Below are 22,808 nucleotides of genomic sequence, written 5' to 3' on the forward strand. Positions count from 1 at the left end.
CGGCGATGAAAATCAAGGACGGGGATTGTAGGCCGCTGTAGGAAAAGTGCCTAGCACCAGTTGGAGCAGGCCGCCCCTGCTGGGACGGCCTGTGCTGGCATCACTGCTGGACGACATGCCCGAACAGCCCCTGAGCCACTCGCACGCGGGTCTCGGCATCTTCGCTGATACCGTCCTTGGCCAGCGCCTCGATATGCGCCTCGATGGCGTGGGTACGCTGTGTCAGGCCGCAGTCGTTGGCGATCTGGATGTTCAGGCCGGGGCGGGCGTTGAGCTCAAGGATCAGCGGGCCCTTGTCCTGGTCCAGCACCATGTCCACGCCGATGTAGCCCAGCCCGCACAGCTCGTAGCAGCTGGCAGCCAGCTTCATGAAACCGTCCCAGTTCGGCAACTGCACGCCATCCACTGCGTTGGTGGTGTCCGGGTGTTTGCTGATGATGCGGTTCAGCCAGGTGCCGCGCAGGGTGACGCCGGTGGCGAGGTCCACGCCGACCCCGATCGCGCCCTGGTGCAGGTTGGCCTTGCCGCCGGACTGGCGGGTCGGCAGGCGCAGCATGGCCATCACCGGGTAGCCCATCAGCACGATGATGCGGATGTCGGGTACACCTTCGTAGCTGATGCTCTTGAAGATCTGGTCCGGGGTGACGCGGTACTCGATCAGGGCGCGGTCGCGGTGCCCACCCAGCGAATACAGCCCGGTAAGGATGCTCGAGATCTGGTGCTCGATTTCCTCATGGCTGATGATCTTGCCCGAGACCGTGCGGTAACGGTCCTCGAAGCGGTCGGCGACCACCAGGATGCCATCGCCGCCAGCGCCTTGCGCCGGCTTGATGACGAAGTCGCTGCGCCCGCCGATGATCTCGTCGAGCTTCTCGATCTCTTTTTCGGTTTCGATGATGCCGTACATCTCCGGCACATGGATGCCGGCCGCCAGTGCGCGCTCCTTGGTGATGATCTTGTCGTCGACGATCGGGTACAGGTGGCGCTTGTTGTACTTCAGGACATAGTCCGCGTTGCGCCGGTTGATACCCATGATGCCCCGAGCCTCCAGGGCTTTCCACGTCTTGATCAGTCCGAACATCAGGCGTCAGCCTTCTTCAGGAATGCCTTGAAGCGAACGAGCTCGGTCAGGCGGTAGCCGCGGTAGCGACCCATCGCCAGCATGAAGCCCACCAGGATCAGCAGCACGGCCGGGAAGGTGAAGACGAAGTACACGGCTTCCGGCACAGTCATCAGCAGGTGCGCCAGGGAGGCTGCGAACAGGGTGCCGACGGCGACTTTCATTGCATGGCCGCCGCCACGTTCTTCCCAGGTGATCGACAGGCGCTCGATGGTCATGGTCAGGATCACCATCGGGAACAGTGCCACCGACAGCCCGCGCTCCAGGCCCAGCTTGTGGCTGAACAGGCTGATCGCGGCGATCAGCACCACGACGAAGGTCAGCACCACCGACAGGCGCGGCAGCATCTGCAGCTTCAGGTGTTCAAGATAGGAGCGCAGCGAAAGGCCCAGGGCGGTGATCACCGTGAACAGCACGATGCCGAAGCCTAGCTGCGTTTCGCGGAAGGCCAGGGCAATCAGCACCGGAGTGAAGGTGCCGAGGGTCTGAATGCCGATCAGGTTGCGCAGTACGAGGATGACCAGCACGCCGATCGGGATCATCACCATGATCATGAAGGTCTGCTGGGTTTGCAGCGGCAGGCCGTACAGGGAGTACTCGAGGAAGTCGGCGTCGGTGTTCTCGTCGGTCAGCTTGGCCAGGCGGATGGCGTTCATCTCGCTGTTGTTCATGCTGAAGGTGACGGTGGCCTTCTTGCCGCCATCGACGGTGATCAGGTTTTCATCGCCGGTCCACCACAGCAGGCGGTCATTGGGCAGGCCCTGCTCGCCGGTTTCCGGGTTGAAGTACAGCCAGGCGTTGCCGTTGAAGCTGCGCAGCCACAGTTCAGGGCTTTGCGGGGTGTCGGCAACCAGGCGGATGGTGTGGACCTTTTCCATCGGCACGTGGGCGATCGACAGCAGCAGGTCGATGACCTGGGCTTTCTTCATGGGGGAGTTGTCGCCGGCCAGCAGCAGCTTGGCGTTGTCATCGTTGGGGTTGTTGACGCGCTTGATGGTCTCGCTGACGAAGGTCTCGACGTCGGCAGAGTGCTGGCGGATCGGTGCCATCAGCGCTTCGGCGGCAATCTTCTCGGGGCCTTCGACCGCCAGGCTGTCACGGAAGGTCGGGCCCTTGATCTTGGCTTTTTCGGTGCTGTAGCGCTTGGTCAGGACCAGGCGGTAGTAGAGGGTCTGATTGCCGCTGGCGCGGCGAGCCGACCAGGTGACCTTGCGATTGCCATCGGTGCGATTGACGCTGACCCCGTAGTTGTTGGAGATGAAGCTCTCGTTGAGGCTCACGTAGTCGCGGTTCAGCGGCGGCACGAACATCTGGATCTTTACCGGGTCCTTGGGACTGGCAACGAACTCGACCTTGGCGTCGATGTTCCACAGGTCGTCGGTCTCGTCTTCGGTTACCGGGATGCCCAGGATGAAGATCTGGTAGCAGGTGACCGTCACGCCCAGCAGCACCAGGACGGTGATCAGGACTTTCAGGTGCAGGGTAAGAGAGCGCATCGGAATTACTCTACTTTGGGAGCTTCGGTGGCACAGGCAGGTTTGCCGGCCGCGTATTTGAGGCTGGGGTCGACCAGCGCGTCGAAGTGCTTGAGTGCCTCGGAGCCGATCAGCAGCGGGAACTGGAAGGCGCTGCGGTCGGTAAGATTGACTTCGATGGTGCGCAGGGCCTGGCCCATGCAGATGTTCAGTTCGATCACCGGGCGGGCGGTGTAGGCCTTGCCTTCATCCGGATTGTAGTCACCGGCGCGCCGCTTGATCTTGCTCACGCGGGCCAGTGGGCGTTCGATGGGGTGCTTGTGGGCGGCGTCGATGGCCAGGTAGAAACGCACCCAGCTTTCGCCGTCGCGCTTGAAGCGCTTGATGTCGCGCGCGCTGAGCGAGGCGGTCTTGGCGCCGGTGTCGAGCTTGGCGGCCACTTCAAGGTCAAGATCGCCCAGGCGGGCGTACTCGTTCAGGCCGTACACGGTCTTTTCGGCCGCATGGCCAAGCGCCGGCAGCAAGGCGAGGCTGAACAACAGTGAATAAAACGTGGGTCTCATAGTCCTGGCGCGGTGCTGTCTGTGTTCGGGGCAGGGCGCAAGCGCCTCGTTCATCTGTCAACAGCATGAAATGATGACAGGCACACTATCCGTAATCCTTGGGAAGCGCGGCATTCTATCACGCCGACGTCTTGACGCCAGCGCGCTGCGATCTGACCGCGGCAGCGTGGGGTAAGTTCGTTATTAGACAATTGTCGACAATGTTGTTTTTGTCTTTGACTATGCACCTTTATTTGGCTAGTTTTGGCGCTATCAACTTACAAGGTGTCGACAATCATGCTGGAAGCCCCCCAGGCCCTCGCACCGGTTGCAGATGATTCCGAAACGCTTTCAGAGAATGTCTTTCGGCGCATCCAGGCGGCCATCGTGAAGGGGGATATCGCCCCGGGCAGCAAGATTTCCGAGCCGGAGCTGGCCCGCACCTACGGCATCAGCCGCGGTCCGCTGCGCGAGGCCATTCATCGACTGGAGGGCCAGCGCCTGCTGGTGCGTGTGCCGCATGTCGGTGCACGGGTGGTATCGCTCAACCATGCTGAGCTGATCGAGCTGTACGAAATCCGCGAATCGCTCGAAGGCATGGCCTGCAGGCTCGCCGCTGAACGCATGAGCGTGGCCCAGATCGACGAACTGCGCCAGGTGCTCGATACCCACGAGCGCGATGCGGCATTCCAGGCCGGGCTTGGCTACTACCAACAGGAAGGCGATTTCGACTTCCACTATCGGATCATCCAGGGCAGCGGCAACCAGACCCTGGTCAAGATGCTGTGCGGCGAGCTGTACCAGCTGGTGCGCATGTACCGCATCCAGTTCTCGGCCACCCCCAACCGTCCGCGCCAGGCTTTCGCCGAACACCACCGCATACTCGATGCCATCGCCGACCGTGACGGCGAGCTGGCCGAACTCCTGATGCGCCGCCATATCGGTGCGTCCAAGCGCAATATCGAGCGTCACTACCAGGACGCCCACAACAACAGCCCACGAGGTGAGTCATGACTGTGAAGAGCACCCCCGGTCAGCGTTTTCGCGACGCCGTAGCCGCCGAGCATCCGCTGCAGGTAGTCGGAGCGATCAACGCCAACCATGCGCTGCTGGCCAAGCGCGCCGGGTTCAAGGCCATCTACCTGTCCGGTGGCGGGGTTGCTGCCGGCTCCCTGGGGCTGCCGGACCTGGGCATCAGCGGGCTGGACGACGTGCTGACCGATGTTCGCCGGATCACGGATGTGTGCGACCTGCCGCTGCTGGTGGATGTCGACACCGGCTTTGGTGCCTCGGCGTTCAACGTCGCCCGCACGGTGCGCTCGATGTGCAAGTTCGGCGCCGCGGCCATTCACATCGAGGACCAGGTCGGCGCCAAGCGCTGTGGTCATCGGCCGAACAAGGAGATCGTCTCGCAGCAGGAGATGGTCGACCGGATCAAGGCAGCGGTGGATGCGCGCACTGACGACAGCTTCGTGATCATGGCACGTACCGACGCCCTGGCGGTGGAAGGCTTGAATGCGGCATTGGACCGTGCCGAGGCGTGCATCGAGGCCGGCGCCGACATGATCTTCCCCGAAGCCATCACCGAGCTGCAGATGTACAAGACCTTCGCCGACCGGGTGAAGGCGCCGATCCTGGCCAATATCACCGAGTTCGGTGCCACGCCGCTGTACACCACCGACGAGCTGGCGTCGGTCGATGTATCGCTGGTGCTGTACCCACTGTCGGCGTTTCGCGCCATGAACAAGGCTGCCGAGAACGTCTACGCCGCCCTGCGCCGCGACGGTACGCAGAAGAATGTGATCGACACCATGCAGACCCGCATGGAGCTCTACGATGCCATTGGTTATCACGCGTTCGAGCAGAGCCTCGATGCGCTGTTTGCGCAGAAGAAAGGGTAAGCCATGCCGGCGGTATCGGCCCCATCGCGGGGCAAGCCCGCTCCCACAAGGGTCAGGCACTCCTCTGTGGGAGCGGGCTTGTCCCGCGATGGGGCCGGTGCGATCGCTGCAGATTAGCCAGAAAGACTTCATAACAAATTCAAGAAAGGAGAAACACCATGGCCGAAGCAAAAGTACTCAGTGGTGCCGGCCTGCGTGGCCAGGTGGCCGGGCAGACCGCGCTGTCGACCGTGGGCCAGGCCGGTGCCGGCCTGACCTATCGTGGCTACGACGTGCGCGACCTGGCCGCTGGTGCCGAGTTCGAGGAAGTCGCCTACCTGCTGCTCTATGGTGAGCTGCCAAACAAGGCCGAGCTGGATGACTACAAACACAAGCTCAAGGGCCTGCGCGACCTGCCGCAAGCGCTCAAGGAAGTGCTCGAGCGCATCCCGCGCGACGCCCATCCGATGGACGTGATGCGCACAGGCTGCTCGGTGCTCGGAACCCTGGAGCCGGAGCTGACCTTCGAGGCCCAGCGCGACAAGACCGATCGCCTGCTGGCACTGTTCCCGGCGGTGATGTGCTACTGGTACCGCTTCACCCACCACGGCGTGCGCATCGACTGCAGCAGCGACGAGGACACCCTCGGTGGCCACTTCCTGCACCTGCTGCACGGCAAGAAGCCGAGCGAGCTGCACGTGAAGGTGATGAACGTCTCGCTGATCCTTTACGCCGAGCACGAATTCAACGCCTCGACCTTCACTGCGCGGGTCTGTGCCTCGACCCTGTCGGACCTGTACTCCTGCGTCACGGCCGCCATCGGCTCGCTGCGCGGCCCGTTGCACGGTGGTGCCAACGAGGCGGCGATGGAGCTGATCGAGCGCTTCCAGAGTCCGCAGGAGGCGACCGCCGAGCTGCTGCGCATGCTCGAGCGCAAGGACAAGATCATGGGCTTCGGCCACGCCATCTACAAAGAGTCCGACCCGCGCAACGAGGTGATCAAGGGCTGGTCGAAGCAGTTGGCCGACGAGGTGGGCGACAAGGTCCTGTACCCGGTATCCGAGGCCATCGACAAGACCATGTGGGAGCAGAAGCGCTTGTTCCCCAACGCCGATTTCTACCATGCCTCGGCGTACCACTTCATGGGCATCCCGACCAAGCTGTTCACCCCGATCTTCGTCTGCTCGCGCCTGACCGGCTGGGCGGCGCACGTGTTCGAGCAGCGCGCCAACAACCGCATCATTCGTCCGAGCGCCGAGTACACCGGCGTCGAGCAGCGCCAGTTCGTGCCGATCGACAAGCGCTGACAAAAGGCGCGCCGCGCGCCCTGTAGGAGCGGGCTTGCCCCGCGATAGCGTCAGACCAGACAGCATCATTGGCACGACTGACGCCATCGCGGGACAAGCCCGCTCCTACAAGAGCGACCGCGGCCCTTGGATAACCGTGACCGAGCCTGATAACGATATGAACACCGCATACCGCAAGAACCTGCCAGGCACCGCCCTGGACTACTTCGACACCCGCGCGGCGGTCGAGGCCATCAAGCCCGGCGCCTACGACGGCCTTCCCTATACCTCCCGCGTGCTCGCCGAAAACCTGGTACGCCGCTGCGATCCGGCCACCCTCGACGCCTCGCTCGGACAATTGATCGAGCGCAAGCGCGACCTCGACTTCCCCTGGTTCCCGGCGCGCGTGGTGTGCCACGACATTCTCGGCCAGACCGCCCTGGTCGACCTGGCGGGCCTGCGCGATGCCATCGCCGACAAGGGTGGCGATCCAGCGCAGGTCAATCCAGTGGTGCCGGTGCAATTGATCGTCGACCACTCGCTGGCCGTGGAATGCGGCGGTTTCGATCCGCAAGCATTCGAGAAGAACCGCGCCATCGAAGACCGTCGCAACGAAGACCGTTTCCACTTCATCAACTGGACCAAGCAGGCGTTCAAGAACGTCGACGTGATCCAGCCGGGCAACGGCATCATGCACCAGATCAACCTGGAGAAGATGTCGCCAGTGATCCACAGCGATCGCGGCGTGGCCTACCCGGACACTTGCGTCGGCACCGACAGTCACACGCCGCATGTGGACGCCCTGGGCGTGATCGCCATCGGCGTGGGTGGCCTTGAGGCCGAGAACGTCATGCTCGGTCGCGCTTCGTGGATGCGCCTGCCGGAAATCGTCGGCGTCGAGCTGACCGGTCGACTGGCGCCGAACATCACCGCTACCGACTTGGTACTGGCTCTGACCGAGTTCCTGCGCAAGCAGAAAGTGGTTGGCGCCTACCTCGAATTCCATGGTGAGGGTGCCCGGGCGCTAACCCTGGGCGACCGTGCCACCATTTCCAACATGGCGCCTGAATACGGCGCCACTGCGGCGATGTTCGCCATCGACCAGCAGACCATCGACTACCTGCGCCTGACCGGTCGTGACGACCAGCAGGTGCAACTGGTCGAGACCTACGCCAAGGTCGCCGGCCTTTGGGCCGACAGCCTGGCCAAGGCTGAATACGAGCGCACGCTGACCTTCGACCTGTCGAGTGTGGTGCGCAACATGGCCGGCCCGTCCAACCCGCACGCCCGCGTGGCTACCAGCGACCTGGCGGCAAAGGGCATTGCCGGGGCTTGGGAGGAAGTGCCGGGGCAGATGCCCGATGGTGCGGTGATCATCGCCGCCATCACCAGTTGCACCAACACCAGCAACCCGCGCAATGTCATCGCCGCCGGCCTGCTGGCGCGCAACGCCAACCGGCTCGGCCTGGTGCGCAAACCCTGGGTCAAGTCCTCGCTGGCGCCGGGCTCCAAGGCGGTACAGCTGTATCTGAAAGAGGCCGGCCTGGAACAGGAGCTCGAGCAGTTGGGCTTCGGTATCGTCGCCTTCGCCTGCACCACCTGCAACGGCATGTCCGGCGCACTGGACCCGGTGATCCAGCAGGAGATCATTGACCGTGATCTCTATGCCACGGCAGTGCTCTCGGGCAACCGCAACTTCGACGGGCGTATCCATCCCTACGCCAAGCAGGCATTCCTGGCGTCGCCGCCGCTGGTGGTGGCCTATGCCATCGCCGGCACCATCCGCTTCGATATCGAGAAGGATGTGCTGGGCGTGGTCGATGGCAAGGAAATCCGCCTGAAGGATATCTGGCCGAGCGACGAAGAGATCGATGCCGTTGTGCGTGCTTCGGTCAAGCCCGAGCAGTTCCGCCAGGTGTATATCCCGATGTTCACCATCGAGGAAGACAAGGGGCCGAAGGTTGCGCCGTTGTACGAATGGCGCCCGATGAGCACCTATATTCGTCGTCCCCCTTACTGGGAAGGCGCCCTGGCCGGTGAGCGCACCCTGCGCGGCATGCGTCCGCTGGCGGTGCTGCCGGACAACATCACCACCGACCACCTGTCGCCGTCGAACGCCATCATGCTCGACAGCGCGGCGGGCGAGTACCTGGCGAAGATGGGCCTGCCGGAAGAGGACTTCAACTCCTACGCCACCCACCGCGGCGACCACCTCACCGCGCAGCGCGCGACCTTCGCCAACCCCAAGCTGTTCAACGAGATGGTGCGCAAGGAAGACGGCAGCGTGAAGCAGGGCTCGCTGGCGCGTATCGAGCCGGAGGGCAAGGTGACGCGCATGTGGGAGGCGATCGAGACCTACATGGCGCGCAAGCAGCCGCTGATCATTGTCGCCGGCGCTGACTACGGCCAGGGCTCGTCGCGGGACTGGGCGGCCAAGGGCGTGCGTCTGGCGGGCGTCGAGGCGATTGTCGCCGAAGGCTTCGAGCGCATCCATCGCACCAACCTGATCGGCATGGGTGTGTTGCCGCTGGAGTTCCAGCCGGGCACAACGCGCGTGACCCTGGGCCTGGACGGCAGCGAGACCTACGATGTGGTCGGTGCGCGCACGCCGCGCGCAACCCTGACGCTGGTGGTGACCCGCCGCGATGGCGAGCGTGTCGAAGTGCCGGTGACCTGCCGTCTGGACACCGCTGAAGAAGTGTCGATCTACGAGGCGGGCGGGGTGCTGCAGCGCTTTGCCCAGGACTTCCTCGAAGCGACGGCCTAATGACCTGAACCCTGCCTTTACTCTGTAGGAGCGGGCTAGTCCCGCGATTGCGTCAGCAGGAGCAATATCGCTGTCTGTTCTGACGCCATCGCGGGGCAAGCCCGCTCCCACAGGGGGGGTGTGGGGCCTTGAAGGATGAGTGCTCATGGCATCTGTAGCGCAAGTGAAAATCCCCGCCACCTACATCCGTGGTGGCACCAGCAAGGGCGTGTTCTTCCGCCTGCAAGACCTTCCCGAGCGCGCCCAGGTGCCAGGCCCTGCGCGCGATGCCTTGCTGTTGCGAGTGATCGGCAGTCCCGACCCCTACGCCAAGCAGATCGACGGCATGGGCGGTGCGACCTCCAGCACCAGCAAGACCGTGATTCTTTCGCCAAGCAGCAAGGCCGATCACGATGTCGACTACCTGTTCGGCCAGGTCGCCATCGACAAGGCGTTCGTCGACTGGAGTGGCAACTGCGGCAACCTCTCGGCGGCCGTAGGTTCGTTCGCCATCGCCAGTGGCCTGGTGGACCCGGCACGCATCCCGCGCAACGGCATGGCGACCGTGCGCATCTGGCAGGCCAATATCGGCAAGACCATCATTGCTCATGTACCGATCACCGAGGGTGAGGTGCAGGAAACCGGCGACTTCGAGCTCGATGGCGTGACCTTCCCGGCGGCCGAAGTGCAACTGGAGTTCCTCGACCCTGCAGCCGATGAAGACGGCGAGGGCGGCGGGGCGATGTTCCCTACCGGCAACCTGGTTGACGACCTCGAGGTGCCAGGTGTCGGCACGTTCAAGGCGACCCTGATCAATGCGGGTATCCCGACCATCTTCGTCAATGCCGCCGACATCGGTTACACCGGAACCGAGCTTCAGGATGCGATCAATGGCGATGCCGCCGCGCTGGCGCGTTTCGAGACCATCCGCGCCCATGGCGCTGTGCGTATGGGCCTGATCGAACACATCGACCAGGCCGCCGGCCGCCAGCACACGCCGAAGGTCGCTTTCGTCGCGCCTGCTACGTCGTATACCGCTTCCAGCGGCAAGGCTGTGGCGGCGAGCGATATCGATCTGGTGGTGCGGGCGCTATCCATGGGCAAGTTGCATCACGCGATGATGGGGACGGCGGCGGTGGCCATTGGCACGGCGGCGGCGATTCCCGGCACTCTGGTGAACCTGGCGGCCGGTGGAGGAGAGCGTAGCGCGGTGCGTTTCGGTCACCCGTCCGGGACGTTGCGGGTGGGCGCCGAGGCGCGGAAGGCGGAGGGTGAGTGGACGGTGACCAGGGCCATCATGAGCCGCAGTGCGCGGGTCTTGATGGAAGGGTGGGTGAGGGTGCCTGGCGACGCCTTCTGACCCTGGGTTCAGCGGTAGGGCTTCAATTCACTCCACAATCGCCCGAGCCACGAAAAAGCCCCGGTATTTCTACCGGGGCTTTTCATTTACAACCGACTGCTCAGCTTACGCCTGAACCACCGGGATCTTGGCGTTGGCCGCCGCTTCACGGAACTCGGCGATCTGATCGAAGCTCAGGTAGCGGTAGACGTCGGCAGCCATGCTGTCGATATCCTTGGCGTACTGCAGGTACTCTTCGACGGTCGGCAGCTTGCCGAGGATCGACGCGACTGCAGCCAGCTCCGCCGACGCCAGGTAGACGTTGGTGGCATCGCCCAGACGGTTCGGGAAGTTACGGGTCGAGGTGGAGACCACGGTCGAACCGGTCTGCACACGTGCCTGGTTACCCATGCACAGCGAGCAGCCTGGCATTTCCATGCGCGCGCCAGCCTTGCCGTAGATGCCGTAGTAGCCTTCCTCGGTCAGCTGGTGGGCGTCCATCTTGGTGGGCGGCGCCAGCCACAGACGGGTCGGGATACCGCCCTTGACCTTGTCCAGCAGCTTGCCGGCAGCGCGGAAGTGGCCGATGTTGGTCATGCACGAACCGATGAACACTTCGTCGATCTTCTCGCCTTGTACCTGCGACAGCAGGCGGGCGTCGTCCGGGTCGTTCGGCGCACAGAGCACAGGCTCCTTGACGTCGGCCAGGTCGATTTCGATGATCTCGGCGTATTCGGCATCGGCGTCGGCCGACAGCAGCTCAGGGTTGGCCAGCCAGGCTTCCATCGCCTGTGCACGGCGCTCCATGGTGCGAGCGTCGCCGTAGCCTTCGCTGATCATCCAGCGCAGCAGGGTGATGTTCGACTGCAGGTACTCGGCGATGGCCTTTTCCGGCAGCTTGATGGTGCAACCGGCAGCCGAGCGCTCGGCGGAGGCGTCGGACAGCTCGAACGCCTGCTCGACGGTCAGCTCGTCCAGGCCTTCGATTTCCAGGATGCGGCCGGAGAAGGCGTTCTTCTTGCCTTTCTTCTCGACGGTCAGCAGGCCCTTCTGGATGGCGTAGTAAGGGATGGCGTGGACCAGGTCACGCAGGGTGATGCCCGGTTGCAGCTTGCCCTTGAAGCGCACCAGCACCGACTCCGGCATGTCCAGCGGCATGACGCCGGTGGCAGCGGCGAAGGCGACCAGGCCGGAACCGGCCGGGAACGAGATGCCGATCGGGAAGCGGGTGTGCGAGTCGCCACCGGTGCCGACGGTGTCAGGCAGCAGCATGCGGTTCAGCCAGCTGTGGATGATGCCGTCGCCTGGACGCAGGGACACGCCGCCACGGGTGCGGATGAAATCCGGCAGGGTGTGGTGGGTGTTGACGTCGATCGGTTTCGGGTAGGCGGCGGTGTGGCAGAACGACTGCATGACCAGGTCGGCGGAGAAGCCCAGGCATGCCAGGTCCTTCAGCTCGTCACGGGTCATCGGGCCGGTGGTGTCCTGGGAACCGACGGTGGTCATCTTCGGTTCGCAGTAGGCACCCGGGCGTACGCCTTGGCCTTCCGGCAGGCCGCAGGCGCGACCGACCATCTTCTGCGCCAGGGTGAAGCCCTTGCCGGTGTCGGCAGGCTGTTCTGGCTTCTTGAACAGGTCCGAAGCCCCCAGGCCCAGTTCGGCACGGGCTTTTTCGGTCAGGCCACGGCCGACGATCAATGGAATACGGCCGCCAGCGCGGACTTCGTCCAGCAGCACTTCGGTTTTCAGTTCGAAGGTGGTGACCAGCTCGCCGCTGTCGTGACGCTTGACTTCACCTTTGAACGGGTAGACGTCGATGACATCGCCCATGGCCAGGTTGGTGCAGTCGAATTCGATTGGCAGGGCGCCGGCGTCTTCCATGGTGTTGTAGAAGATCGGAGCGATCTTGGTGCCGAAGCAGAAACCACCGGCGCGCTTGTTCGGCACGTACGGGATGTCGTCGCCGAAGAACCACAGCACCGAGTTGGTGGCCGATTTACGCGAGGAGCCGGTACCGACCACGTCGCCGACGTAGGCAACCGGGAAGCCCTTGGCCTTGACTGCTTCGATCTGGGCCAGTGGGCCGACCGAACCTGGTTGCGAAGGCTCGATGCCGTCGCGGGCCATCTTCAGCATGGCCAGGGCGTGCAGTGGGATGTCAGGGCGCGACCAGGCGTCCGGGGCAGGGGACAGGTCATCGGTGTTGGTTTCGCCTGGCACCTTGAATACGGTCAGGGTGTACTTGTCGGCGATGGCTGGGCGCGAGGTGAACCACTCGCCGGCAGCCCAGGACTCCAGGACGGCCTTGGCGTGCACGTTGCCGGCCTTGGCTTTTTCGGCCACGTCGTGGAAGGCGTCGAACATCAGCAGGGTGTGCTTGAGCTGTTCGCCCGCGACGGCGCCCAGTTCGGCGTCGTCCAGCAGCGCGACCAGCGTCTCGATGTTGTAGCCACCCTGCATGGTGCCCAGCAGCTCGGTGGCGTGCTTGCGGTCGATCAGTGGCGACTTGGCTTCGCCCTTGGCGACAGCGGAGAGGAACGCGGCCTTGACGTAGGCAGCTTCGTCGACTCCTGGCGGAACGCGATTGGTGATCAGGTCTACGAGGAAGGCTTCTTCGCCGGCCGGCGGGTTTTTCAGCAGCTCGACCAGGCCTGCAGTTTGTTCGGCGTTCAGCGGCTGGGGCACGATACCCAGGGCGGCACGCTCTTCGATGTGTTTGCGGTAGGCTTCAAGCACAGTTATTACCCTCATCAGTGGTCCCTAAAGGGAGTCCGGGACGCTCATCCAGCATTCCCTGCACCCATGCGCGGATCACGGCTTTTTGAGCCGTCCAGCCAGGGTCGCAGTGAATCCTTACAGAAGCTGCTTTCAAAGTTTTACGCCTGTAGAACGGAGCGTTGATGAGGGGTTGGCGCGGGCCATGCGGGGAGCATGGCCTGGGCCAACACCGTTCTACCGGATGAACTGTGCTCGTGACGCTTTGAAAACAGCTTCCAACGGACATTGTTGCCTTGAAAAGGCGGGATGATTCTACGGCAAAAAAACACGGAAGGTAAGTTGCCGACGATGACTTTAACGAGTGACCCCGGTTAGACAAAGGGCTAACATGACGCCGTGTTCCACCGCCAAGCCGTTGTTTTTCCATGTCCAACCAGTCCATCAAGACCCCTTGCGTCGGCCTTTGCTCAACTGTCTACGGAGACACCGTCTGCCGTGGCTGCAAGCGCTTTCACCATGAAGTGATCAATTGGAACGGTTATGACGAGGAGCAGAAGCGTGCCGTCTGGCTGCGCCTGGAGCAGTTGCTGGTGCAGGTGATGATGGCCAAGCTTGAAGTGTTCGACAAAGACCGTTTGCGCGAGCAGCTCGAACAGCGCTCGATCCGCTTTCTTGCACACCAGTCCGAATACTGCTGGGCCTACCAGTTGATCGCCCGCGGTGCCCGCGTGATCCGTGACCTGGAAGCCTACGGCATGGCCCTGCTGCCGGAGTTCCGCGAATGGGAGCTGCCGCAGTTGCGCGATGCCATCGACCGGGAGTTCTTCCTGCTTTCCGAGGCCCATTACCAGCGCTACATCGCGCCTGCTTTCCTGCAGCAGTCGCTGGGGTAAGGCTTCAGGCTGCTGCGCCGCGCTCGCACTATTTAGCGTTGACGCTCCCTCACTTCAAGGAGCGCCGTATGTCCAGTCTCGAGTTTCAACCCCTGCTGAGTTTCAACGCGCGTTGCCAATGGCAGCTTCATGATCGCCCTGTTACCGTCGGCCAATGGAAAGAGGACAGTGACATGTTCCGGCCGTTCTGGGTCGAGTTCGATGACTGGAATGGAGACGATGGCTGGTTGATCACCAGTTGGGACTACGGCGAGGAGATGATCCAGTCGTTTCTGCTCGAAGGCTTGTTCGGCAAGGACGCACACAAACGCTATGTGAGTGACTGCTTCTGGTTCGGTGTCTACCGCCATGCCGACGGCTATGTGTACGAGATCCGTCCCGCCTACGAAGGGCGCAACGCGCATGCCTGGCCCGAGCTCGACTACTGGCTCGACACCAGTCGCAACGGCTACCTGGGGTTCTATAGCGCCGACTCGCCAGCGGGCGTGAACGTGGACGAGCCGGCCAGGGTCCAGATCAACGACCCTAACGGGGCTTCGTTCGAGCTGCCTATTGACCCACCGATTCAGTTGACCACTCCGCTATACACCCTTACATCTGCACAGCGAACGCCCCTGTGGCATATTCCGGGCCTGAACCCCGCAGCATTGCGTGACAACGATGTGTTGCCGAACCTGACGCTCTACAGCCCGAAGGGACGCCAGGTCAGGCGTCAGGTGGAGAATATCGCCTACCTCAATGACCAGATCGGCAAGCGCGGCGGCTTTACGCTGATTGTCAGTCAGTCTGGCGTTCCGCCTCATCCCAACCCACAGCCCTGACGGCCGAGTGGTCAGTCGCCGGTGTATTCGCAACCACTGGTGCAGGTCTCGTGGATACGCACTTTCGATAGTTCCGGCAGTAGCGGCTTGACCTGTTCCCAGATCCACTTGGCGATCACTTCGCTGGTCGGGTTTTCCAGGCCGGGAATGTCGTTCAGGTAGTTGTGGTCGAGGCGATCGTAGATCGGCTTGAAGATCGCCTTGACCTCGGCGAAGTCGCGGATCCAGCCGGTGTGCGGGTCGAGCGGGCCAGTCAGGTGCAGGGCGACCTTGAACGAATGGCCGTGCAGGCGACCGCATTTGTGTCCTTCGGGGACGTGGGGCAGGCGGTGAGCGGACTCGAAGGTGAACTCTTTGAAAATTTCCACGCTGGCAGAACTCTGTGTGAATCAAGAATGCGCGCAGTCTACCAGCATGCTTGCTACAAGGCTTGCAACCGTTCATGCAGCCGCCCGGTGGCGACCAGTTCCAGCAGCTCGTCGCCCAGGCGCTGGCTTTCGGCGATGGCCTTGTACCAATAGCGCTTGCGAGTCGGCGCATCCCCCATGAAACGCTTGAAGTCGTTGCGGTCCGGCAGCTTGCCATAGGGCAGGGCGGCCAGGTACTGCGGCGATGGCGTCATCAGCAGCACATTGTGCAGGCGTGTGGCATCGCCGCGACGCCAGGGCAGGGCCTTGTCGAACCAGCCGGGCACGACCTTGTCGGTGAAGTGCGGATAGAGCACCAGGTCGTCGCCTCGATAGGGCAGGTCGAGGTGGTAGTCCAGCAGGCCGCCGTCACGGTAGGTGCCGTTGCCAGCGCCGGGAATATCGCGCACGCCCTCCATCACCATCGGGATCGAGCCCGACGCGAGCAGCGCCTGTCGCAGGTTGCCCAGGTCCAGGGGCAGGCAGCGCGAGGGAAAGTCGGTCAATGCGTCCAGTGGTGGTGCGCTACGGCCGTCATGCAGGATGATGCGTTCGAAGTGACGGGCCAGGCGCGAACGCCCGAGCAGGTTGCTGGCAATCACCGAGGACAGGCCCATGCCCAGCCGCGCGGGGTGATCATGGGCAAGCTGGCCATGGCTCTTCACCACCAGGATATTCAGGCGATAGTTCGGATTGGCCAGGATCTGGCCGTCACGGCCCTGTAGCAGATCGTCGAGCATGCGCTGGCAGCTCTGGCTGATCTGCGCGGGCGTCACCCCCTTGGCGAAATCCTGCTCGGTATACAGCTCGCCCAGGCGCCGCAGGCCGGCCACGGGGTCGTCCAGGCAGGCGCTGGCAAAGCGCCAGGAGCCGATCGAGGCGCCGATCAGCGAGCGCTGCCGCGGTGCCGAAGGCAGCAACTGGCCGAACAGTGCCAGGTCCAGACCCTGAATACCCAGCGGCTTGGGGCCGCCGGCCGCGCCCGGCAGCACCCCGACATCGACAGCCCGCAGGCCGCGCTCGCGGATCTGCGCCAGGGCGCGTCGGCCGGCCTTGAAGGTCAGGGCGGGATACTTGATATGGATGGCGCTCATGGCTGTCTCTTGAAGGGCAAGGACGCATTATAGGCAAATGGGGTTCGACGGGCGCTCGGAGGCTGCGAACGGCGCTATCATGTCGCCAGCTGTTTTCAGGTTGAGTTAAGGACCGGTGGTTAATCTTAACCCCGTAGACAACATACGCACCTCGATGGAGAGACCCTATGAAAACGTTGACTGCCCTGTTCACCGCCGCTGCCCTGACCTTCGGTGCCACTGCCGCCTTCGCCAAGGACGTGCAGCCCGACGAAGTGGTCAAACTGGTCAATGCCAAGACCATCAAGTCTCTGGATGAGCTCAAGGCCGCCGCCGTGGCCAAGCATCCCGGCTCGACCGTGACCGATTCCGAGCTCGAAGACGAATACGGCCGCTATGTCTACAAGGTCGAACTGCGCGATGCGCAGAACGTCGAATGGGACGTGGCCCTGGACGCCAAGACTGGTGAAGTGCTGAAGGACGAACGAGACAACTGATGAACACCCTGCCGCGAGCGGTGCCCTGTCTGGCACTGGCATTATGGGTCGCCTGCTCGCCGGCGACCGCCCGCGACCTGGACCAGGACGAAGCCCTGGAACTGCGACAGCAGGGCATCATCCTCCCGCTTGAGCAATTGCTCGACGCAGCCCTGGGGCGCTACCCCGGGGCGCGTTTGCTGGAGGCCGAGCTGGAAGAGAAGCACGGCCGTTACGAGTACGAGGTCGAACTGCTGACCCCGGCCGGTGTGGTGCGTGAAATCAAGTACGACGCCCGTACCGGCGTTTTGATCAAGGACGAGGAAGACGACTGAATGCGCCTGTTGCTTGTCGAGGACAATGTGCCTCTGGCCGACGAATTGATCGCCAGCCTGCAACGCCAGGGCTATGCCGTGGACTGGCTGGCCGACGGTCGTGACGCGGTCTACCAGGGGCAGAGTGAGCCCTATGACCTGATCATCCTCGACCTCGGCCTGCCCGGTCTGCCGGGGTTGGAGGTACTGACGCAGTGGCGTGCCGCTGCGCTGGCCATCCCCGTGCTCATTCTCACCGCTCGCGGTTCCTGGGCCGAACGCATCGAAGGGCTGAAGGCCGGGGCCGACGACTACCTCACCAAACCCTTCCACCCCGAAGAACTGCAACTGCGCATCCAGGCCCTGCTGCGCCGTGCCCGTGGCCTGGCCAACCAGCCGCGCCTGGAGGCGGCGGGCCTGCACCTGGACGAAGGGCGTCAGTGCGTCGTGCGCGAGGGGGTGGATGTGCAACTGACCGCCGCCGAGTTTCGCCTGCTGCGCTATTTCATGCTGCACCCGCAGCAGGTCCTGTCCAAGAGCCACTTGGCCGAGCATCTCTACGACGGGGAAACCGAGCGTGACTCCAACGTGCTCGAGGTGCACGTCAATCACCTGCGGCGCAAGCTGGGGCGCAGCGTGATCGAGACCCGTCGCGGCCAGGGCTATGTCTACGCCGGGAGCAGCAACGGGTGAAGTCGATCCAGGCACGCCTGAGCCTCGGCCTGGTGGCCGTGCTGGTGGTGGTCGGCGTGGCGGTGGCGCAGGTGACCCTGTGGTTGTTCGAGGCCGGGTTGCAGCGCTATCTCGAAGCCGGGCTGCGCAAGGAGAGCGAGAACCTGCTGGTGGCGCTGGTCCGTGGCCCCAACGGCCTGCAACTGGACGAGCGGCGTATCTCGGCGGCCTATCAACGGCCGTTTTCAGGGTATTACTTTCGCATCGATTTCGAGCAGGGCACCTGGCGCTCCCGTTCGCTATGGGACCTGGACATGCCCAAGCTCGCGCGCCCGGGGCTGGAGGATGGCCATGAGCTAGGCCCGGAAGGCCAGCAACTGTTGGCCTATCGCGGAGATTACCGGCGCCTGGGTCAGGATATCTCGATCAGCGTCGCTCAGGATTATTCACCCGTACGCGAGGGGTTCAGGCGCTTGCAGCAGATCGGCCTGGGCATGGGTGTGCTGGCGCTGCTGTTGATCCTGGTCCTGCAGCGCATCACCGTGACCCGCTCGTTACGTCCGCTGGAGCGCGCCCGTCAGCAGATCGCCCAATTGCAACAGGGGCAGCGCTCCCAACTCGATGCCCAGGTGCCCAGTGAACTGCAACCGCTGGTGGACCAGGTCAACCACCTGCTGGCGCACACCGAAGACAGCCTGCGTCGCTCACGCAACGCGCTGGGTAACCTCGGCCATGCCCTGAAGACCCCTCTGGCGGTGCTGCTGAGCCTGGCGTCGAGCGAGCGCCTGCGCGATCTGCCTGAAGTGCAGGTGCAACTGCGCGAACAACTGGAGCAGATCCAGCAGCGCCTGGCCCGTGAACTGAACCGCGCACGCCTGGCGGGCGATGCCTTGCCAGGCGCGCAGTTCGACTGCGACGCGGAGCTGCCTGGCCTGCTCTCCACGCTGGGCATGATCCATGGCGAGGGGCTGCTGCTGGCGCGTGATGTACCACCGGGGTTGTTGCTGCCCTGGGACCGCGAGGACCTGCTGGAGCTGCTGGGCAACCTGCTGGACAACGCCTGCAAATGGGCTGACAGCGAGGTACGCCTGGGTATCGAGGCAACTGCCGAGGGTTACCGGCTCTGGGTCGACGACGACGGGCCTGGAATTCCCGGTGAGGCACGGGAGCAGGTACTGGAGCGCGGTTCGCGGCTCGACGAGCAGGTGGACGGGCATGGCCTGGGGCTGGGCATCGTGCGGGACATCGTCGAGGCCTGGGAAGGGCGGATCACCTTGCTCGAGAGCCCGCTGGGAGGGCTGCGCGTCAGCATCGAGTTGCCACGCAAGGGGCGCTGACACGCCTCTTGCCCTTGAAGGATCGATCAAGGGCCGATCCAGCAAAAAAATTGCAGTCCAGGCGCAGTTTTTTGAATTGGCCCCAAAACGGTGCGTTCGGCACAATCCCCGCCACGAAACCCTCCGGTTTCCATCTCTCCACGGACGGAGCCCATTGTCATTGCCTTGGTAATGCAGGGCCCAGACCCTCTCGGCTGGGCTTTCTTTTTACTGTTCCAATACGATTGCGCTTGATTCGATGCCTGCCTCGCGTTCTGAAAACCGTCTGCTGCGCCTGTTACCGGCGCCTTTGAATATTCCTCCGCGGGAGTGGCTGCGTGCCGCTGTCGGCGCGCTGCTGGGTCTGTTCCTCGCCGGATGGCTGTGCAGCATGGCGTACGGCCCCTCCGTCGCCTTGCACCTGCTTGGCCCGTTGGCCGCCTCGGCGGTACTGGTGTTCGCCGTGCATTCCGGCCCGCTGGCGCAGCCCTGGCCGGTGCTCGGCAGCTATGCCCTGGCCGGGATCCTCGGATTGGCGATGCGCCAGGGCCTGGGCAGCGAGCTCTGGGTGGCCGCAGCGGCCCTGGGTGGCTCGCTGCTGCTGATGTGCGGGTTGCGTTGCCTGCACCCTCCGGGCGGCGGCGTGGCGGCCAGCGTGGTGCTGGCTGACCCAGGGCTGGTGGCGATGGGCGACCATTTGCTCGAGCCAGTGCTGCTCAACGCATTGATTCTGGTGGCCGTGGCGGTGCTCTACAACCGCCTGACCGGGGTGCGTTATCCCAAGGGCGCCGTACCGCGCAAAGACCCGCATCACACCCATGACCCACTGCCCGGTGCACGCGTCGGCATCAGCGCAGAAGACCTGGATCTGGCGCTGGAGGAGCTGGGGGAGTTCGTCGATGTCACCCGCGATGAACTCGAACGTATCATCCTGGCCACCGAGCAGCACGCCCTGCAGCGCAGCCTGGGCGGGATCACGGCGGCCGCGGTGATGTCCCGCGACGTACAGTTCGCCTCGCCGAACACGACCCTGGAACAGGCCTGGAAGATGCTCGCCGGCCATCACCTGAAGACGCTTCCGGTGCTGGAGCACGGGCGTTTGGTCGGTATCGTCAGCCTCAGCGACCTGGTTGGCCCGGCGATGGCCCGGGGGCGCTTCAGTTGGCGAGGCCTGTTCCGTCGCCCGTCGACACGCATGGCGCAGGTCATGAGCCGCCAAGTGGTCAGCGTGGGTAGCGAGTATCCATTGGAGCGCCTCCTGCCGCTGCTCAGCGAGCACGGATTGCACTGCTTGCCGGTGCTGGACGACGGGCGACTGGTTGGAGTGATCACCCAGACCGACCTTATCGCCGGCCTGAAACGTCATTTGCTCAACGCTGCAACGCAGCGCTCAGACCAGCGGGTCCCAGCGTTGTGACCAGTCGCTGGCGCCGTCGGCCACCTGACGGCGCAGCAGCGCGAGCGCCTGTTGCAGCGCCTCGCTGTCACGTTCACGGGCATAGACCAGGAACGTCGGGTAGGTGAACTCCGGCGCCTGTGGCACGCGCTCCAGCACGCCGCTATCCAGATAGGCCTGCACCACACGGGTACGGAAATAGCCGCTGCCGCCCTGGTCGAGGATGAACTGCAGCGCCAGGGGGCCGAGGTTGAAGCTCAGCGCCGGCCGCGCGCAGTGGGGCAGGGCCGCATCGTGCTGGCGTCGGAAGGCTTCGCCCCAGTCGACATAGATGTAAGGCTCGGGCAGGTCGACGCGGCGGATGCGGATCAGCTTTTCTTCCATCAACTGTTCGACTTGCAACCCCGGGACATAGGTCGGTTGATAGACCAGCGCCGCATCCAGCAAGCCCATTTCCACTTTGCGCAGCAACGCTTCGCCGTCGCTCACTTCGCTGCGGATCGCATGGTCGGGCAGGGCCCCATGCAGTGCGCTGACCCAATCGAGCATCAGCGGATTGCCCAGGCTCACCTCGCCCCCCAGGTGCAGGACCTTCTGGCAGCCCTGTGGCAGCGGCAGGTCACGGCGTGCCGCTTCCCAGGTGTGTACCAGTTGGTTGGCGTAGGTGACGAAGGCCTCGCCGTCGCCGGTCAAGCTGGCGCCGTTGCGGCTGCGCACGAACAGTTGACAGCCGAGTTGTTGCTCCAGGCGCTGCACTCGGGCCGAAATGGCAGTCTGTGAGACGAACAGGCGCTCGGCTGCGGCCACCAGGCTGCCGCAGCGCACGATTTCCAGAAAGGTACGGGCCTGATCGATGTCCATTGGGTGCTCGGCTGTGGGTCAGTGCGTCATTCTAGGGGCTTTGCACCGGATTGGGGCAGGTAAATGATCCAAGGCCCCGTGCTCTCAATGGCTGCGCAGCGCCTCGATCACCTCGGCGAACGCTGGGCGTCGCAGCACATCCGCTTGCTGGCAGTGCGCGGCCAGGGCGCGTAGCCGGGTGTCGTCTTCTTCGCAGCAGTCCAGCAGTTCGTCGATGAGAATACCGAAGGCGCGCACCTCCAGGCGCTCGATGGCCTCGCCAGCCGCGCCTGCAGCCGGCGAGTGGAACGATGCCGCGCCGAAGTCCCCGAGCAGGCAGTCACCGGCTGCTGCGCAGAGGATATTGTGGGCATACAGGTCGCCATGGTTCAGGCCCTGTGCATGCAGGTGCGCGGCCACCGAAGCGACACCCGCCAGCAGGTGTTGCACAGCGTCCAGGCTGAAGTGGCGCTCTGCGGGGTAGCGATCGCGGGTGCAACTGTCCAGGCTCGGTGGGCCTGCAAGGTTGAACCAGCTCGGATCGATCAGTTGCATCACCAGCGCAGGGCGACGCTGGGGATGGTTGTCGATGCGCCCGAGCAGCCGCACCAGTTGCGGGTGGTCGCCCGCTGCCAGGCAGGCGCTCATCTCTGCCAGGGGCGAGCCATCGCTGGTGATCTCGCCCTTGTGCAGCTTGACCGCTACCGGTGCCTGCTGTGCGCGCCAATGCGCCAGGTGAATCACGCCCGAAGCACCACGGCCGAGCTCTTCGCCCAGTGTGAGATCTGCCCAGTCGATAGGCTGGGCGGCGGTCTCTACCGTGGGCGCCCGCAGCGCCTGGGGCAGCGGGTTGTCGGCATAGGCCAGCCATGCCAGGCGCGGCATGTGCAGCAGCCAGTCGGGCAGGGCCGTCAGGCGATTGCTGGCGACGCGCAGCAGTTCCAGGCGTTCGCAACGGGCGAGGCTCTCGGGCAGGTCGGTCAGGCGGTTGCCTGCGAGCATCAGCTTCTGCAGGTGGGTGCACTCGCCAATCTGTTGCGGCAGGGTTTCGAGCAGGTTGTCGGTCAGTACCAGCGAGCGCAGGCTGGCTGGCAGCGCCTGCGCATCGACCTGGCTGATGCGGTTGCTCTTGAAGCCCACGGTTTCCAGGCGCGTGCACCGGCCGATGCCGTGGGGCAGGTGGGTGAAGCGGTTTTCCGAGCAGAACAGCACTTTCAGCCGGGTCAGTCGGTGCAGGTCGTCGGGCAATGCGCAGAGGGCGTTGCCGGTCAGGTTCAGTACCTCGAGTGTGTCTGCGAGTGTGAAGATCTCTGGCGGGAAACAGGTCAGGCCTTCGCACAGGTCAAGGCGGGTGATGCCTTGGAGTCGGCCGGCTTTGAGGTCTTCGAGGCTGTGCATGGTGCGTGCCTATGGCTTGGAAAGGGCGCCATTCTAGAGCTGCGCCAGGCCATTGCAAATCTGCACAAGGGTTGCGACTTAAGTCCGATGGCAGGG

20 protein-coding genes are annotated in these 22,808 nt (G+C 63.9%); 12 read left to right on the top strand and 8 right to left on the bottom strand.

Translation table 11 applies throughout. The features are described from left to right. Positions 1–100: 100 nt before the first annotated feature. Genes AB688_RS11475 through AB688_RS11485 form a run of 3 tightly spaced genes read right to left on the bottom strand, consistent with a single transcriptional unit; the run spans position 101 to position 3,158 of the window. Positions 101–1,081, bottom strand: a complete 981-nt coding sequence (locus tag AB688_RS11475; RefSeq protein WP_063544141.1) for an alpha-L-glutamate ligase-like protein — start codon at positions 1,079–1,081, stop codon at positions 101–103. Next, a complete protein-coding gene (locus tag AB688_RS11480) occupies positions 1,081–2,616 on the bottom strand; it encodes an inactive transglutaminase family protein (RefSeq protein ID WP_063544143.1) in 1,536 nt (511 codons plus the stop codon). Before AB688_RS11480 ends, AB688_RS11475 begins: the two co-directional genes overlap by 1 nt. Before the next feature lie 5 nt (positions 2,617–2,621). Further along, complete coding sequence (locus AB688_RS11485; protein ID WP_054895451.1) at positions 2,622–3,158, bottom strand: ATP-dependent zinc protease; 537 nt, start codon at positions 3,156–3,158, stop codon at positions 2,622–2,624. A gap of 276 nt (positions 3,159–3,434) precedes the next feature. Here AB688_RS11485 and AB688_RS11490 point away from each other — a divergent pair, with 276 nt between their 5' ends. From AB688_RS11490 to prpF, 5 genes are all read left to right on the top strand, one after another. After that, complete coding sequence (locus AB688_RS11490; RefSeq protein ID WP_054895452.1) at positions 3,435–4,151, top strand: GntR family transcriptional regulator; 717 nt, start codon at positions 3,435–3,437, stop codon at positions 4,149–4,151. Then, positions 4,148–5,038, top strand: a complete 891-nt coding sequence (prpB, locus tag AB688_RS11495) for a methylisocitrate lyase (protein WP_054895453.1) — start codon at positions 4,148–4,150, stop codon at positions 5,036–5,038. Before AB688_RS11490 ends, prpB begins: the two co-directional genes overlap by 4 nt. 158 nt (positions 5,039–5,196) lie before the next feature. After that, complete coding sequence (gene prpC / locus AB688_RS11500) at positions 5,197–6,324, top strand: bifunctional 2-methylcitrate synthase/citrate synthase (protein ID WP_063544145.1); 1,128 nt, start codon at positions 5,197–5,199, stop codon at positions 6,322–6,324. Positions 6,325–6,481: 157 nt separating this feature from the next. Beyond that, complete coding sequence (gene acnD, locus AB688_RS11505; protein ID WP_063544147.1) at positions 6,482–9,070, top strand: Fe/S-dependent 2-methylisocitrate dehydratase AcnD; 2,589 nt, start codon at positions 6,482–6,484, stop codon at positions 9,068–9,070. A 145-nt stretch (positions 9,071–9,215) separates the two neighbouring features. Then, positions 9,216–10,409: a 2-methylaconitate cis-trans isomerase PrpF gene (gene prpF / locus AB688_RS11510; RefSeq protein WP_063544149.1), complete on the top strand. Its 1,194-nt coding sequence runs from the start codon at positions 9,216–9,218 to the stop codon at positions 10,407–10,409. 105 nt (positions 10,410–10,514) lie between these two features. On the opposite strand, the gene acnB is transcribed toward prpF, so the two are convergent. Beyond that, entirely contained in the window at positions 10,515–13,124 is a 2,610-nt protein-coding gene (gene acnB / locus AB688_RS11515) for a bifunctional aconitate hydratase 2/2-methylisocitrate dehydratase (RefSeq protein ID WP_063544151.1), read from the bottom strand. A 407-nt stretch (positions 13,125–13,531) separates the two neighbouring features. Here acnB and AB688_RS11520 point away from each other — a divergent pair, with 407 nt between their 5' ends. Further along, on the top strand, positions 13,532–13,999 hold the full coding sequence (locus AB688_RS11520; RefSeq protein WP_063544153.1) for a DUF1289 domain-containing protein: 468 nt from the start codon (positions 13,532–13,534) through the stop codon (positions 13,997–13,999). A 68-nt stretch (positions 14,000–14,067) separates the two neighbouring features. Then, complete coding sequence (locus AB688_RS11525) at positions 14,068–14,820, top strand: hypothetical protein (RefSeq protein WP_063544155.1); 753 nt, start codon at positions 14,068–14,070, stop codon at positions 14,818–14,820. A gap of 11 nt (positions 14,821–14,831) precedes the next feature. On the opposite strand, the gene queD is transcribed toward AB688_RS11525, so the two are convergent. Together queD and AB688_RS11535 are read right to left on the bottom strand one after the other, a co-directional pair. Beyond that, on the bottom strand, positions 14,832–15,188 hold the full coding sequence (gene queD, locus AB688_RS11530; protein WP_028634508.1) for a 6-carboxytetrahydropterin synthase QueD: 357 nt from the start codon (positions 15,186–15,188) through the stop codon (positions 14,832–14,834). A 53-nt stretch (positions 15,189–15,241) separates the two neighbouring features. After that, the gene (locus AB688_RS11535) at positions 15,242–16,321 is read right to left on the bottom strand and encodes a patatin-like phospholipase family protein (protein WP_063544157.1); all 1,080 of its coding nucleotides are present in this window, start codon (positions 16,319–16,321) and stop codon (positions 15,242–15,244) included. Between the two features lie 167 nt (positions 16,322–16,488). Here AB688_RS11535 and AB688_RS11540 point away from each other — a divergent pair, with 167 nt between their 5' ends. The 5 genes from AB688_RS11540 (at position 16,489) to AB688_RS11560 (ending at position 20,495) form a co-directional block, all read left to right on the top strand. Then, complete coding sequence (locus AB688_RS11540; RefSeq protein ID WP_054894716.1) at positions 16,489–16,797, top strand: PepSY domain-containing protein; 309 nt, start codon at positions 16,489–16,491, stop codon at positions 16,795–16,797. Beyond that, positions 16,797–17,111 (top strand): PepSY domain-containing protein, encoded by a 315-nt coding sequence (locus tag AB688_RS11545; RefSeq protein WP_054894717.1) that lies wholly within the window; start codon positions 16,797–16,799, stop codon positions 17,109–17,111. The genes AB688_RS11540 and AB688_RS11545 overlap by 1 nt, the downstream gene beginning before the upstream one ends. Further along, a complete protein-coding gene (locus tag AB688_RS11550) occupies positions 17,112–17,783 on the top strand; it encodes a response regulator transcription factor (protein ID WP_054894718.1) in 672 nt (223 codons plus the stop codon). Continuing rightward, positions 17,780–19,099, top strand: coding sequence for a sensor histidine kinase (locus tag AB688_RS11555; protein WP_063544159.1), 1,320 nt, complete (start codon positions 17,780–17,782; stop codon positions 19,097–19,099). Before AB688_RS11550 ends, AB688_RS11555 begins: the two co-directional genes overlap by 4 nt. A 238-nt stretch (positions 19,100–19,337) precedes the next feature. Beyond that, positions 19,338–20,495: an HPP family protein gene (locus tag AB688_RS11560; protein WP_063544161.1), complete on the top strand. Its 1,158-nt coding sequence runs from the start codon at positions 19,338–19,340 to the stop codon at positions 20,493–20,495. Here AB688_RS11560 and AB688_RS11565 read toward each other — a convergent pair. After that, entirely contained in the window at positions 20,469–21,335 is an 867-nt protein-coding gene (locus AB688_RS11565; protein ID WP_054894721.1) for a LysR family transcriptional regulator, read from the bottom strand. The genes AB688_RS11560 and AB688_RS11565 overlap by 27 nt on opposite strands. 84 nt (positions 21,336–21,419) lie before the next feature. After that, positions 21,420–22,712, bottom strand: coding sequence for a leucine-rich repeat-containing protein kinase family protein (locus AB688_RS11570; RefSeq protein ID WP_063544163.1), 1,293 nt, complete (start codon positions 22,710–22,712; stop codon positions 21,420–21,422). Positions 22,713–22,808: the final 96 nt, after the last annotated feature.

The sequence above is a fragment of the Pseudomonas putida genome (assembly GCF_001636055.1).
GTDB classification, from domain to species: Bacteria; Pseudomonadota; Gammaproteobacteria; order Pseudomonadales; family Pseudomonadaceae; genus Aquipseudomonas; species Aquipseudomonas machongensis.